This is a genomic window from Streptomyces sp. S6, assembly GCF_054880855.1.
Genome location: NZ_JBTYMC010000170.1, coordinates 1 through 14,103 on the forward strand (window position 1 = coordinate 1; position 14,103 = coordinate 14,103).

12 protein-coding genes and 1 tRNA gene are annotated in these 14,103 nt (G+C 70.7%); 9 read left to right on the forward strand and 4 right to left on the reverse strand.

What is annotated here, in order from left to right; translation table 11 throughout:
* Positions 1 to 254 precede the first annotated feature (254 nt).
* From orn to ACVNF4_RS22270, 3 genes are all read left to right on the forward strand, one after another.
* A complete protein-coding gene (gene orn / locus ACVNF4_RS22260; protein ID WP_461804626.1) occupies positions 255 to 860 on the forward strand; it encodes an oligoribonuclease in 606 nt (201 codons plus the stop codon).
* A 114-nt stretch (positions 861 to 974) separates the two neighbouring features.
* A tRNA-His gene (locus ACVNF4_RS22265) sits at positions 975 to 1,047 on the forward strand.
* Between the two features lie 100 nt (positions 1,048 to 1,147).
* The gene (locus tag ACVNF4_RS22270; RefSeq protein WP_461804627.1) at positions 1,148 to 2,002 is read left to right on the forward strand and encodes a phosphotransferase; all 855 of its coding nucleotides are present in this window, start codon (positions 1,148 to 1,150) and stop codon (positions 2,000 to 2,002) included.
* A 416-nt stretch (positions 2,003 to 2,418) separates the two neighbouring features.
* Here ACVNF4_RS22270 and ACVNF4_RS22275 read toward each other — a convergent pair whose 3' ends face one another.
* Positions 2,419 to 3,465 carry a LacI family DNA-binding transcriptional regulator gene (locus tag ACVNF4_RS22275; RefSeq protein ID WP_461804628.1) on the reverse strand — a complete coding sequence of 349 codons (1,047 nt, stop codon included), beginning with the start codon at positions 3,463 to 3,465 and terminating at the stop codon, positions 2,419 to 2,421.
* Between the two features lie 350 nt (positions 3,466 to 3,815).
* On the opposite strand from ACVNF4_RS22275, the gene ACVNF4_RS22280 reads away from it, so the two are divergent.
* From ACVNF4_RS22280 to ACVNF4_RS22295, 4 genes are all read left to right on the forward strand, one after another.
* Positions 3,816 to 5,150, forward strand: a complete 1,335-nt coding sequence (locus tag ACVNF4_RS22280) for an ABC transporter substrate-binding protein (protein WP_461804629.1) — start codon at positions 3,816 to 3,818, stop codon at positions 5,148 to 5,150.
* Between the two features lie 5 nt (positions 5,151 to 5,155).
* The gene (locus ACVNF4_RS22285) at positions 5,156 to 6,169 is read left to right on the forward strand and encodes a carbohydrate ABC transporter permease (RefSeq protein WP_461804630.1); all 1,014 of its coding nucleotides are present in this window, start codon (positions 5,156 to 5,158) and stop codon (positions 6,167 to 6,169) included.
* Positions 6,170 to 6,179: 10 nt separating this feature from the next.
* Positions 6,180 to 7,088, forward strand: coding sequence for a carbohydrate ABC transporter permease (locus ACVNF4_RS22290; RefSeq protein WP_461804631.1), 909 nt, complete (start codon positions 6,180 to 6,182; stop codon positions 7,086 to 7,088).
* A gap of 351 nt (positions 7,089 to 7,439) precedes the next feature.
* The gene (locus tag ACVNF4_RS22295) at positions 7,440 to 8,903 is read left to right on the forward strand and encodes a GH1 family beta-glucosidase (protein ID WP_461804632.1); all 1,464 of its coding nucleotides are present in this window, start codon (positions 7,440 to 7,442) and stop codon (positions 8,901 to 8,903) included.
* A 194-nt stretch (positions 8,904 to 9,097) separates the two neighbouring features.
* Here ACVNF4_RS22295 and ACVNF4_RS22300 read toward each other — a convergent pair whose 3' ends face one another.
* Together ACVNF4_RS22300 and ACVNF4_RS22305 are read right to left on the reverse strand one after the other, a co-directional pair.
* A complete protein-coding gene (locus ACVNF4_RS22300; RefSeq protein ID WP_461804633.1) occupies positions 9,098 to 9,961 on the reverse strand; it encodes a spermidine synthase in 864 nt (287 codons plus the stop codon).
* A 114-nt stretch (positions 9,962 to 10,075) separates the two neighbouring features.
* Positions 10,076 to 10,471: a hypothetical protein gene (locus tag ACVNF4_RS22305; protein WP_461804634.1), complete on the reverse strand. Its 396-nt coding sequence runs from the start codon at positions 10,469 to 10,471 to the stop codon at positions 10,076 to 10,078.
* A 284-nt stretch (positions 10,472 to 10,755) separates the two neighbouring features.
* Here ACVNF4_RS22305 and ACVNF4_RS22310 point away from each other — a divergent pair, with 284 nt between their 5' ends.
* Positions 10,756 to 12,216, forward strand: coding sequence for a hypothetical protein (locus ACVNF4_RS22310; RefSeq protein WP_461804635.1), 1,461 nt, complete (start codon positions 10,756 to 10,758; stop codon positions 12,214 to 12,216).
* A 117-nt stretch (positions 12,217 to 12,333) separates the two neighbouring features.
* On the opposite strand, the gene ACVNF4_RS22315 is transcribed toward ACVNF4_RS22310, so the two are convergent.
* Positions 12,334 to 12,927: a histidine phosphatase family protein gene (locus ACVNF4_RS22315; RefSeq protein ID WP_461804636.1), complete on the reverse strand. Its 594-nt coding sequence runs from the start codon at positions 12,925 to 12,927 to the stop codon at positions 12,334 to 12,336.
* Positions 12,928 to 13,115: 188 nt separating this feature from the next.
* Here ACVNF4_RS22315 and ACVNF4_RS22320 point away from each other — a divergent pair, with 188 nt between their 5' ends.
* Positions 13,116 to 14,057: a phosphatase PAP2 family protein gene (locus ACVNF4_RS22320; protein ID WP_461804637.1), complete on the forward strand. Its 942-nt coding sequence runs from the start codon at positions 13,116 to 13,118 to the stop codon at positions 14,055 to 14,057.
* Positions 14,058 to 14,103: the final 46 nt, after the last annotated feature.

Consider the following 14,103-nt stretch of genomic DNA (forward strand, 5'->3'; position numbering starts at 1 on the left):
CGGGGCGTGAGCACGCCGGCCGGCCGACCGGGCCGAGCGTTCTGGCACCGGGCCCGGAGGGGGAGACCCTTCCGGGCCCGGTGCCGGTTCCCTCCGGGGGCCGGCCGGACGCGGCGTGCGCCCCGTAGTACGCGAGAGCCGCACCGGGCTATGCGCCCCTTGTGACCCGTACGACCCGTAGACCCCCTACTACCGGGGAGCTTCCCCAGGTCGCGGTACACCCGATCGGTGGATGTCAGCCTTAGGGTGGACGCATGAACGATCGCATGGTGTGGATCGACTGCGAGATGACCGGCCTCTCGCTGTCCGACGACGCTCTCATCGAGGTAGCCGCCCTCGTCACCGACTCCGAGCTGAACGTGCTCGGCGAGGGGGTCGACATCGTCGTCCGCCCGCCCGACGCGGCGCTGGAGACGATGCCGGAAGTGGTGCGTCAGATGCACACCTCGTCCGGACTGCTGGCCGAACTGGCAGGCGGTACGACGCTGGCGGCGGCCGAGGAGCAGGTCCTCGCGTACATCCGCGAGCACGTGAAGGAGCCCGGCAAGGCGCCCCTGTGCGGGAACTCCGTCGGCACCGACCGCGGTTTCCTCTCCCGGGACATGCCCGCGCTGGAGTCCTACCTCCACTACCGCATCGTCGACGTCTCCTCCGTCAAGGAGCTGGCCCGCCGGTGGTACCCGCGCGCCTACTTCAACAGCCCGGAGAAGAACGGCAACCACCGCGCCCTCGCGGACATCCGTGAGTCCATCGCCGAGCTGCGGTACTACCGCGACGCCATCTTCGTCCCGCAGCCCGGTCCTGACTCCGAGACCGCGAAGTCCATCGCCGCCCGCCACGTCCTCCCCGCGAGCCAGTAGCTCCGCAGGTCCACCGGGAAGGGGCGCCGCGAAAGCCGTGCGCGAGCACCCCTTCGGACCCTGTACACTTTTTCTCGGCCGGTCGGAAAAGAACAAACTCCAGCGCCGGTCATGGTGGGTATAGCTCAGCTGGTAGAGCACCTGGTTGTGGTCCAGGATGTCGCGGGTTCGAGTCCCGTTACTCACCCTCATCGGGCTAAGGGCCGATCTGCTCAGGCAGGTCGGCCCTTAGTCGTGTTTAGGGGTGTTGTCCGGGTCGGTCCACTGGATACCTGAGGGGGACGGGTATGAGGCCATCAGATCTTCCGCGTGCGGTCGAAGCGGCGCGGGCCACCGCTACGGGGCTGGGGCTGCGGGTGGACGACGTCCAAGTCGTCCACGACTCCGACCGGGCCGCCCTGCGGCTGCTGCCCTGTGATTCGCTGGCCCGGGTCGCGCCGGCGGAGCAGACGGCCGACTCGGTGTTCGAGGTGGAGGTCGCCCGGCGGCTCACCGAGGCCGGTGCTCCGGTGGGGGAACTCGATCCCCGGGTGGAGCCGCGCGTCCGGGTACGTGAGGGCTTCGTCGTCTCACTCTGGACGTACTACGAGCCGGTGGGGACGGAGATCTCGCCGGGCGCCTACGCGGATGTGCTGACGCGGCACCACGCCGCCCTGCGCCGGATCGACCGGAACACCCCCCTGAACGCGCCCCACGTCACCGACCGCGTCACCGCGGCGCTGGCAGAGGTGTCCGAGAGGTGCCCCGAACTTCCCGGCCCCGAGCGGGAGTTCCTCCTCGGCGCGCTCCGTGGGCTCGGCGCCTCGATCAGCGAGGACCGGTCCCGCGACCAACTGCTGCACGGCGAGCCGCATCCCGGCAACGTTCTCCACACGAAACACGGCCCCCTCCTCGTGGACCTCGCCACGTGCTGCCACGGCCCCGTCGAGTTCGACCTCGCCCACGCGCCGGAAGAGGTGGACGAACACTGCGAGGGCACCGACCGAGACCTGATCCTGCGCTGCCGGGCCCTGAACTGGGCGCTGTTCTCGGCATGGCGGTGGCGGGAGGGGGACCGGATGCCGGATCGGGGGCGGCTGCGGGTGGAGGGGCTGGAGCGGGTGCGGGCGGGGGTGGAGCGGTGTGGAACCGGCGAAAGTTGATCGGGGGCAGGTGGCGCTGGAGCAGTGTGGGGCGGGCGGGAGTTGAGCAGGTGCGCGCAGCGCTCGATCCGTGCGGAACCGGTGAGGCATGAGCGGGTGCCGCGACTTGGCGCCGCTGGCTCCTCCTTGCTTCAACACCCCCAGCTTCCCTGGCCCTTCGACACCTTAGGCCCCAGCGATCTCAACCCCGACACTCGCAACTCCCCCACCCCGACACCCTCCCGCACTTCCCCGCCAACTCCCGGATGCCCGCGAACCGTTCCGCCGGGCCCTCGGGTCGTCCGGCTGTTCACCGTCGACTGGACTCTCGGGCCGCCCCGCGAGACGTCCGGAACCCTCTCCCCCGCCCGCACCCCGCCACTGGCGAGCCCGGTACCGACGGCCCGGCGTTGCCGAAGCCCGGCGCAGCCGCCCCCTCAGGACGACGCCCGGACCACCAGCTCCGTGGCCACCACCACCTGCCGCCGCTCCAGCCCCCGGGACACCGCCGGACGGCGGTCCGCGATCTCGGTGAGGAGGAGGTCCAGCATGTGGCGGCCCATCTCCTCGATGGGCTGGCGGACGCTGGTGAGGGGCGGGTCCATGTGGCGGGCGATGGCGGAGTCGTCGTACCCCACGAGAGCTACGTCCTCCGGGGTACGGCGTCCGGCCTCGCGGAGGGCCTGGCGGGCGCCGGCGGCCATGACGTCGGAACCGGCGAAGACGGCGTCCAGTAGGGGACTACGGGACAGCAGCCGCTGGGTGGCCCGGTAACCGCTCTCCTCCGTGAAGTCTCCGGGTTCGATCAGGGGCTCCCGGCCCGCGTCCTCCATCGCGTCCCGGTACCCGTCGACGCGCCGCTGAGCGCCGTACACGTCGGACAGACCGGTGATGTGGGCGATGTGTTCCCGCCCGCGCGAGAGCAAATGCTCCGTGGCGGACCGGCCGCCACCGTAGTTGTCGGAGTCGACGGACGGCAGGGTCTCGGCGGCGGAGCGGGGACCGCTGATGACGGAGGGGATCTCCAGCTGGGAGAGCAGGTCGGGGAGGGGGTCGTCGGCGTGCACGGAGACCAGCAGGACGCCGTCCACGCGGTGCGCGGCGAGGTACTGGGCGAGCCGTTTGCGCTCCCGGTCGCTGCCCGCGAAGATCAGTAGCAACTGCATCTCGGTGTCGGAGAGTTCGGCGCCGACGCCGCGCAGGATGTCGGAGAAGTAGGGCTCGGAGAAGAACCGGGTCTCCGGCTCGGGGACGACGAGCGCGATCGCATCGGTGCGGTTGGCGGCGAGCGCGCGGGCGGCCGTGTTCGGGACGTACCCGAGCTCCGCGACGGCCGCCTCGACGGCCGCCCGGGTGGCGTCGCTGACGCGCGGGGAGCCGTTGATCACCCGCGAGACGGTGCCCCGGCCGACCCCGGCGCGCGCGGCGACCTCCTCAAGGGTGGGGCGGCCACCGCTGCGGCCCCGCGCTCCGTGGGTTGCCATGGGCCCCGCCTTCCCTCGTTCGCTACGCACTGTCCTGGAATCTAACAGCCCTGTCCTGACCTGAAACGGCCCGCACCGCACCCTCGCCCGCGTGGCACCGCCCGGCTGAAAACCGACGGACACCGCTCTCAGTTAACGTCCCGATAACTGAACGCATCTCTCCGCGTCGACTCCCTTGACACCCTCGCCGGAACCGACGACTCTTCAACACATCACTTGTGGGAGCGCTCCCACAGTACCTGACACATACACATCCCGCACGTTCCCCGCCCGAGCCGCAGCGAGAAAAGAACGGGTCCAACCATGCAGTTGGCCGGGGGGTCGGCACGTCAGGGCAACAGGAGGACGCAATGCGAGCAGGTTCCCGAACCTCCCGTCGGGTGGTGGTCCTGGCGGCTGCCGTGTCGCTGGGCGCCGGGCTGCTGGCCGGCTGTGCCGACGACGGCGGCAGCGGCTCTGACGACCCTTCGGCCTCGGGCGGAGGCGGTGGCAAGGGGAAGACGACGATCACCCTCGGCCTCTTCGGTGCGCAGGGCTTCAAGGAAGCCGGTCTCTACACCGAGTACGAGAAGCTCCACCCCGACATCAAGATCGCCGACAACGTCATCGAGTCGAACGACAACTACTACCCCGCGCTGCTCAACCACCTGACCACCAACAGCGGTCTGATGGACATCCAGGCCATCGAGGTCGGCAACATCGCGGAGGTCGTCGCGACGCAGGCGGACAAGTTCGAGGACATCGGCAAGGCCGAGGGGGTCGTCAAGAGCAACTGGCTGGACTGGAAGTGGTCGCAGGCGACGACCAAGGACGGCAAGACGATCGGCCTGGGCACGGACATCGGCCCGATGGCCATCTGCTACCGCACGGACCTCTTCAAGGCCGCGGGGCTGCCCACCGACCGCGACAAGGTGAGCCAGCTGTGGGCGGGTGACTGGAAGAAGATCATCACTGTCGGTGAACAGTACAAGAGCAAGGCGCCCAGCGGGACTTACTTCATGGATTCGCCGGGCGGACTGTTCAACGCGATCATCAGCAGCCAGAAGGACAAGTACTACAACGCCGCCGGAGAAGTCATCTACAAGACGAACCCCGCGGTGAAGTCCGCCTTCGATCTCACGGGAGAGGCCGCGCAGAAGGGCCTCGTGCAGCCGATCGGGCAGTTCGACCCGGATTGGCAACAGACCATCGCCAACACCAAGTTCGCCGCGATCTCCTGCCCGCCCTGGATGCTCGGCTACCTGAAGAGCAAGTCGAAGCCCGAGGCGGTCGGCAAGTGGGACGTCGCCAAGTCGCCGCAGGTCGGCAACTGGGGCGGCACCTTCCTCGCCGTCCCGAAGGCCAGCAAGCACGCCAAGGAGGCCGAGGCGTTCGCCACTTGGCTCACCCAGCCCGCGCAGCTCGCCAAGCTCTTCGCCGTCCAGGGCAGCGTCCCGAGCACGCCCGGCGCGTACACCGCACCCGAAGTCGTCGGCGCCAAGAACGAGATGACCGGTGACGCCCCGATCGGCAAGATCTTCACCGAGTCCGCCAAGCAGGTGCCGGTCCAGTCGGTCGGCCCGAAGGACCAGATCATCCAGACCGGTCTGACCAAGAACGGCGTGCTCCTCGTGGCGAAGGGCAAGTCGATCCAGGAGGCGTGGGACAACGCCACCAAGACCATCGACAACAGCCTGGACAAGTGACCCGGATGGCCAGTCACGACACCGCCGCGCCCCCCACCGAGGGGGGCGCGGCCCCGGGCCGCCCCGCGCCCGGTGAGCCCTCCGAGACGGAACAGCGGCGCCGGGCCAGGCTCTCGCGGCGCTGGCAACGGGACATGAAGTGGAGTCCCTACGCGTTCGTCTCGCCGTTCTTCCTGCTCTTCCTGGCCTTCGGGCTGTTCCCGCTGATCTACACCGGCTGGTCCTCGCTGCACCAGGTCGAGCTGACGGCACCCACCGACATGAAGTGGGTGGGGCTGCGCAACTACACGCGGATCTTCGACGACGAATTCTTCTGGAACGCCGCGAAGAACACGCTGACGATCGGCATCATCTCGACCGTGCCGCAGCTGATGATGGCGCTGGGCCTCGCACACATCCTCAACTACCGGCTGCGCGGCTCGATTTTCTACCGGGTCGTCATCCTCGCGCCGTACGCGACGTCCATCGCCGCGGCCTCGCTCGTCTTCGTGCTGCTCTTCGGGCGCGACTACGGGATGATCAACTGGGGCCTGGATCTGGTGGGTTTCGGCAAGGTCGACTGGCAGAGCGACAAGTGGGCCTCGCAGATCGCCGTTTCGACGATCGTCATCTGGCGGTGGACCGGCTACAACGCGCTGATCTACCTCGCGGCGATGCAGGCGATCCCCAACGACCTCTACGAATCAGCCGCGTTGGACGGCGCGAGCCGCTGGAAGCAGTTCGTCCACGTGACGCTGCCGTCGCTGCGGCCGACGATCCTTTTCACGGTCGTCGTCTCCACCATCGGCGCGAGCCAGGTCTTCGGCGAACCCCTGCTGTTCGACTCGGGCAAGGGCGCGTCCGGCGGCGAGGAGCACCAGTTCCAGACGCTCGGCCTCTATCTGTACGAACAGGGCTGGGTCAACCAGCACTTGGGCCGCGCCTCGGCGATCGCCTGGGCGATGTTCCTGATCCTCATCGTGATCGGCATCGTCAACTACGTCATCTCGCGCCGCCTGCGCGCCAGCAGTGGCAGTTAGGAGTACGACGGTGACGACGACGTTGCCCAAGCCCGCCCCGGAGGAGGCGGCACCGAAGACCCCGCGCCGCCGGCTCGCCAAGTCGGGTCGTGCGGGCGGGCAGTTGCACGGCGGCCCGATCGCCTACATCGTCCTCGGGGTGTTCACGTTCGGCTCGCTGGCCCCGCTGATCTGGTCGGCGATCGCCGCCTCCCGGGACACCAACCGGCTGGCCCAGACGCCGCCCCCGTTCTGGTTCGGCTCCAACCTCTTCAAGAACCTCGACAAGGCGTGGACCGACGCCAACCTCAGCAAGGCGTTCCTCAACACCACGATCGTGGCCGGGACTTCGGCGCTCACCATCGTGATCCTGTCCACCATCGCCGGGTTCGCGTTCGCCAAACTCCGGTTCCGGGGGCGGGGCGCGATGATGCTGATCGTCATCGGGACGATGATGGTGCCGCCCCAACTCAACATCATCCCGCTGTACATGATGGTCGCGAAGCTGGAGTGGACCGACCAGCTCCAGTCCGTCATCCTGCCGTCGCTGGTGAGCGCCTTCGGGGTGTTCTTCATGCGGCAGTACCTGATCCAGGCGCTGCCCGACGAGATCATCGAAGCAGCCCGGGTGGACGGGGCGAGCAGTTGGCGGGTCATCTGGCACGTCGTGTTCCCCACGGCGCGGCCCGCGATGGCCGTCCTCGGCATGCTGACGTTCGTCCAGTCCTGGAACGACTTCCTGTGGCCGTTCCTCGTCCTGAGCCAGACCGGCAACCCCACGGTCCAGGTCGCGCTGGCCGGCCTCGGCCGGGGCTACACCCCCGACCAGTCCCTCATCATGGCCGGCGCCTTCCTGGGCACGGTCCCCCTGCTCCTCGTCTTCGCGATCTTCGGCAAGCAGATCGTGGGAGGGATCATGCAGGGAGCGGTCAAGGGCTAGGATCCGAACGGGAGTCGAGTTTCGTCGGCAGGGTGCGGACACGGATGTCCGCGCGGGCCGGTGGCGTACGAACCGCCGGACGCGGCGGATTCGATGCGTGAACGTCCGCTGTTCCGTGGACGGTTGCGCGGCCCCTCGACACGAACGGAGCCGGGTCATCGTCGCCCCGGCTCCTCGACTCCCGTACGGACCAGGCTTGTTGCCCAACTCGCTTCAGGGCAGGGCCCGTCAACTCCCCTCGACCGTCCTCTGTTTCACCTCCGGGCACAACCCCCGCAGGATCACCCCCCACACGCACCATCCCCCCTCCACTCTCCGTCGGTCTCGACGACCACCTATGGGAGCGCTTCCATGACTGAGCCCATTACACCTGTCACCTTCCCCTCCACCTTCCTCTGGGGCTCTGCCACCTCCGCCTACCAGATCGAGGGGGCGGTACGGGAAGGCGGCCGTACCCCGTCGATCTGGGACACCTTCAGCCGTACGCCGGGAAAGACGGCCGGTGGTGAGACCGGTGACATCGCTGTCGACCACTACCACCGCTACCGCGACGACGTGGCGCTGATGGCGGAGATGAACCTGTCCGCGTACCGCTTCTCGGTCTCCTGGTCGCGGGTGCAGCCCACCGGGCGCGGGCCCGCCGTCCAGGTCGGCCTGGACTTCTACCGGCGGCTCGTGGACGAGTTGCTCGCGGCCGGGATCAAGCCGGCGATCACGCTCTACCACTGGGACCTGCCGCAGGAGCTGGAGGACGCCGGGGGCTGGCCGGCCCGGGACACGGCGCTGCGGTTCGCGGAGTACGCGCAGATCGTCGGCGAGGCTCTCGGGGACCGGGTGGAGCACTGGATCACCCTCAACGAGCCCTGGTGCAGCGCCTTCCTGGGCTACGGCTCCGGGGTCCACGCGCCGGGGCGGACCGACCCGGCCGCCGCGCTGAAGGCCGCGCACCATCTCAACCTGGGCCACGGGCTGGCCACTTCGGCGTTGCGGTCCGTCATGCCGGCCCGCAACTCGGTGGCGCTCAGCCTCAACGCCCATGTCGTGCGGCCCCTTTCGCAGGACCCGGCGGACCTCGCGGCCGTCCGCAAGATCGACGATCTCGCGAACGGGGTCTTCCACGGGCCGATCCTGCACGGCGCGTACCCGGAGAGCCTGCTGGCGGCGACCGCGTCCGTCACCGACTGGTCCTTCGTCCAGGACGGCGATCTGCGCACCGCGAACCAGCCGTTGGACGCGCTCGGGCTCAACTACTACTCGCCGACGCTGGTTTCGGCGGGCGGGGCGCCCGCGCCGGGGCGGCGGGCCGACGGGCACGGGGCCAGCGCGCACACCCCCTGGCCGGGCGCCGACGACGTCGCCTTCCACCAGACGCCGGGCGAACTGACGGAGATGGGCTGGACGATCGACGCGTCCGGGCTGCACGAGCTGATCATGCGGTACACCCGGGAGGCGCCGGGGCTGCCGCTGTACATCACCGAGAACGGTGCGGCCTTCGACGACAAGCCGGACGCGGACGGGCACGTGCACGATCCCGAGCGGATCTCGTACCTGCACGCCCACCTGGCCGCCGTGCGGCACGCGCTGGCCGACGGGGCCGATGTGCGGGGGTACTTCCTGTGGTCGCTGCTCGACAACTTCGAGTGGTCGTACGGGTACGGGAAGCGGTTCGGGGCGGTGTACGTGGACTACGGGACGCTGGAGAGGACGCCGAAGTCGAGTGCGCGGTGGTACGCGGAGGTGGCTCGGACCGGGGTGCTGCCGGGGCTGGAGCGGGGGGCCGCGCAGGCGGTGCCGGAGGCTGACGGGGTGGCGTAGCCCGGAGGTATCACCTCCGGGGGGGGTACCTCCGAGGCGGTGGTCGTCGCCTGCCTCGGAGGTACTACGGGTACGCGGGGTGCGGCACGCGGAGGGGACGTGCCGCACCCCGTCCGGAGTCTTACGGGGGCTACCGGGGGCGTGCCCGGGAGCCGGCGCCAGGAGGGTGCGGGGCGTGGGCGCCCCGTCCCCCCTCAGCGGAACACCGACGCCGGTGGTGCCGGGGAGGGGACCGCCGACGCGTCGGTGACCGGGGTCGCCCCGCCCGTGAAGTCCGTGAGGGCGCGGCCGTGTTCGATGCGGACGGGGTGGGGGTCGGAGGCGGCGCGGCGGGTCAGCTCGGGGATCGGGAGAGGCGTGTCGGAAGCGGCGAGGATCGCGTTGCCGAAGCGTTTCCCGCGCAGGACCGTGGGGTCGGCGAGGAGTGCGAGGTGGGCGAAGCGGGCCGCTGCGGTGGCTATCTGGGCGCGGAGGTGGGTGAGGGGTGGGCCGTCCGCCAGGTTCGCGGCGTAGACGGCGCCCGGACGGAGTGTGCGGCGGACCTCGTCGAGGAACTCCGTGGACGTCAGGTGGGCCGGGGTGCGCGCGCCGCTGAAGACGTCGGCGATCACCAGGTCCGCCCAGCCGTCGGGGACCTTCGCGAGCCCCTCGCGCGCGTCGGTCGAGCGGATGCGGATCCGGGCTCCCGGGTCCAGCGGGAGTTCCCGGCGGACGAGTTGGACCAGGCGCGCGTCCTGCTCGACGACCTGCTGGGTCGACCGGGGGCGCGTCGCGGCGACGTACCGCGCGAGGGTCAGCCCGCCGCCGCCGAGGTGCACGGCGTGGACCGGCTTCCCGGGCGGTGCGACAAGGTCGATCACATGTCCCAGCCGGCGCTGGTACTCGAACGACAGGTACCCCGGGTCGTCGAGATCCACGTGCGACTGCGGTGCCCCGTCGATCAGCAGCGTCCACGCACGCACGCGGTCCCGGTCCGGCACCAGCTGCGCCAGCCCGCCGTCGACCTCCTCCACGACACCCTCGACGTCCCCGCGCCGACCGCCCTTGCCCTTCGCCATGCCCCCATGGTCGCAGCCCCCACTGACAACCGCTGACCGCACCGAGGGGGAAGAGCTGCGAACGGCCTGCCCTGCCACCCGCTGAAGGACCGTTTCCGCTCCCCCAGGCCGTGTTCAGCGGCAGCTGTCCGCCGCCTCGATGAGGCGGGCCGCCTCACCGAGGGCACGCCTCAGCTGAGTGGGGTCGGTCGCGAGGTCGGTGCCGGTGTCGCCCGGGGGAAGGAGCCAGTCGGAGCCTTCGACAGGGGGGGCGGGGGTGAGCCGCAGGCCGCGGCCGTCGGTCTCCGTGCAGGTGCTGCCGGGGACGTCCCAGGCGGCGGCCGTGCCGGGGGGCACGAGGAAGCCGAGGGTGCGGCCGTCGTCGTCGTGCAGGACGGGGCCGACCGCGTCGCAGGCGCCGCGGCGGAGGATGTCGACCGCCTCCAGGCCCTGGCGCGTCGGCACCGTCACGAGATCGCACGGCGCCGCCGACGGCGTCGTACAGGGGTTGTTGCTCTGGCTGGTCTCCATGCCGGCCTCCACCGCGCAGCCCGATTGCAGTCCACAGCGTTCAACGCGTCACTCCGTCAACGGCTACGGCGGAAATCAGCCGCAAAGGATGGCACTTCATGGCAGATCGCGCATGAGATATCCGGTTTGTAGCCAAATCCCGTGTGGCGACCCCGGAACAGCAGGTACGTTCTTGCCCGCCGGAAACAGTTGGATACACCGGATACACCCTGATACAGGGTTTCGCACGGTCAAATCCCCCTGAAACCGGCATGGTTCGACGGTTCGCACGAGAGGACCCGGCCATGGCGTCGTCAACGGTGACCCCACCCCGTCCCGACCGGCCCGCACGCCCCAATCACGCCTTCCGGCGCCTGCGCGGACAGCGCTCGCCCGCCGAGTTCGCCGCTCTGGTGCGGCGTGCCGCGCGGGAGATCGGGGAGCGGGTCAGCTGTGACGCGCGCTACATCGGGCGGGTCGAGGCGGGCGAGATCCGCTGCCCCAACTACGCGTACGAACGGGTGTTCCTGCACATGTTCCCCGGCCGCACGCTCACCGACCTGGGCTTCGCCCCCCGCGCGTCCGTCCGCGGACGCGGGGCGCGCGCCCCCGAGAACGCCCGCGCGCACATTCCGCGCCCCGCACGCACCCCCGAGTCCGCGCGGGGGACGGGTGAACCGCCGAGAGCGGGTCACCCGTATGACACGCAGGACCCGTACGACACGCACCACGACCACGAGGAGAGCGACGTGCTGCGTCGCGCATTCATGACCGGCGGGGGCGCCACCGTGGCGGCCGTCTCGCTGGGCTCCCTGGGCCTCGCCACCGACGCGTACGCCTCCGGAGAGCGGCCCGCGCGCCGCGCCGGGGCGAGCGACGCGAGCGCCCTGGAGGAAGCGGTCCGCAGGATCCGTCTGCTGGACGACCGCCACGGCGGAGACAGCCTCTACCAGCGCGCGGCGGAACCGCTGCGCCGCGCGTACGCGCTGCTGGACGCCGGGACGACCCGGCAGTCGACCGCGGACCGGCTGTACTCCGGCGCCGGGGAACTGGCCATCTCGGTGGGCTGGCTGGCCCACGACTCCGGGCGGTACGAGGAGGCCCGTTCGCACTACGCGGAGGCACTGGCGACCGCCCGGATGACCGGGGACCGCGCACTGGAGGCGCACGCCTTCTGCAACACGGCGTTCCTCTCGCGCGACGCCGGGCGCCCGCGCGAGGCAGTCCGCGCGGCGCAGGCCGCCCAGCGCGTCGCGCGTCCCCTCGGCTCCGACCGGCTGCTGTCCCTGCTGGCCCTGCGGGAGGCCGGCGGCTGGGCCGGGCTCGGAGATCCCACGGGCTGCACACAGGCGCTCACGCGCGCGCGTGCCCTGTACGAGCGAGGCCACTCGGACGCCGACCCCGAGTGGATGAGCTTCTACGGGGAGGCCGAGCTGGCGAGCCTGGAGGCGCAGTGCTGGTCCGCCCTGGGCGACTGGTCCCGGGCCGCCCGCCGCGCGCGGGACGCCGCCGATCTCCAGGACCCCGACTTCAGCCGCAACATGGCCCTGTACACCGCCGAACTGGCCGACGACCTCGCCCGCGACGGCCGCCCCGACGAATCCGCCCGCGCGGGTCTGCGCGTCCTGAATCTCTTGGACCACGTCCAGTCGTCCCGTATCCGGTCCATGCTGGACGACACCGCGCGCGTGCTCCTCCCCCATCGCCGGACTCCCGACGTCTCGGAGTTCCTGGAACGGTGTGCTTCGCGCCCGAGGAGGCTGTGAGGCGCGTGCACGCGCGCGGGGCGGTCGTCTCGAAGTGCGACGGCCCTTGAGGACGGCGGTCTCACGGTCGCCGTCCCCGCAGGTGGGCCGGCGGATGAACCGGCGGCCTCCGGGTAGCTAGGACAGGTGTCCCAAGTCGTTCCAGCTCTCGATCGCCGGTTCGCCGTAGGCCCAGCCCAGTACCGACAGGGAGGTCGGGTTCAGGCGTATCCGGGCCGCGAAATCCAGCGGCAGCCCGAGCCAGCGGGCACCGATGGAGCGCAGGATGTGGCCGTGGGCGAAGACCAGGACGTCCCGGTCGGCCTCGCGCGCCCAGGCGACGACGTCGTCCGCGCGGGAGGTCACTTCCGCGACGGTCTCCCCCTCGGGCACGCCGTCGCGCCAGATGAGCCAGCCGGGGCGGACGGCCTGGATCTCGGCGGGCGTGAGCCCCTCGTACGCGCCGTAGTCCCACTCCATGAGCGTGTCCCAGGGGGTCGCGCGCTCGCCGAACCCGGCTATGTCGCACGTCTCACGCGCGCGTGCCAGCGGGCTCGTGCGGATCTCGACCTCTGTGAGACCGTCGTAGGGCATCCTGTGGAGCCGTTCGCCGAGCAGCTTGGCGCCCCGGCGGCCCTCCTCCAGGAGGGGGACGTCGGTCCTGCCGGTGTGCTTGCCGGACAGCGACCAGGCCGTCTGTCCGTGCCGGGCCAGCAGGATGCGCGGTGCCATGGGGGACCTTTCCGGGAGAAAAACACGAGGGGAACTTCTCCATCATCGCGCACTGCGGATCAGGGCAACCCTGTGGCCGATCACGACGTCTTCACAGGCCGAGGGCGCCCGGGGAGGGCGCGCGCATACGCCGTAAAGTGACACGGCCACACGGCTTGGCCGCCAGGATCGGAAGGGGAGGCGATCGGATGCCGAAGACCGAGACACCGGGCACCCAGGAGGCTCCCCCGGGACGGCTCCGCTGGTGGGCGGAGCTGCCGCTGATCCTGCTGGTGTACGCGTGCTACTCGGCGGGCCGCCTCCTCGCGCGCGGGGACGTCACGACCGCCGTCGACCACGGCCTCGCGATCCTCAGGATCGAGAAGGCGCTGCACATCAACGCGGAGCACCCGCTGAACCGGCTGTTCACGCGCGAGGCGTGGCTCGGCGTCCCGGCGGACTTCTGGTACGCCTCGCTGCACTACGTGGTCACCCCGGCGATCCTGATCTGGCTGTTCCGCTCGCACGCGGTGCGCTACCGCGCGGCGCGCACCTGGCTGATGACGTCCACGTTCATCGGCCTGATCGGCTTCACGCTCATGCCGACCTGCCCGCCCCGCCTGCTCGACGCGAGTCACGGCTTCGTGGACACGATGGCGCAGTACAGCTCGTACGGCTGGTGGGGCGGCGAGGCGAGCGCCCCGCGCGGGCTCGGCGGTATGACGAACCAGTACGCCGCGATGCCGAGCCTGCACGTCGGCTGGGCCCTGTGGTGCGGCGTGATGCTGTGGCGGTTCGGCGGCACGCGCTGGGCGAAGGCGGCCGGCGTCGCCTACCCGCTGATCACGACGATCGTGGTCATGGGCACGGCGAACCACTACTTCCTCGACGCGGTCGCCGGCGCGGCCGTGATGGGCGTCGGGCTGCTGCTGGCCCCGTACGTGATGCGTGGGTTCGAAGGCCTCAAGGCCCGTTTCCGGACCGTTCGGACGCCTGTCGCAGCCGTCTCGGGAGCCGCACCGGCCCCGGTTGTCAGTGGCGGATGCCAGACTTCGACGGGTGAGCACATCTCCCGGCCCCGCGAGCCCCGAGCCGAGCCGAGTGCCTCTCCCGCGGACGCGGGGGACGGCGCTCCGGCACCAGCTCGCTGAGCTGCGCGGCCCCGACGTCCCGGCCAAGGCGCTGAACGCCCGCGCC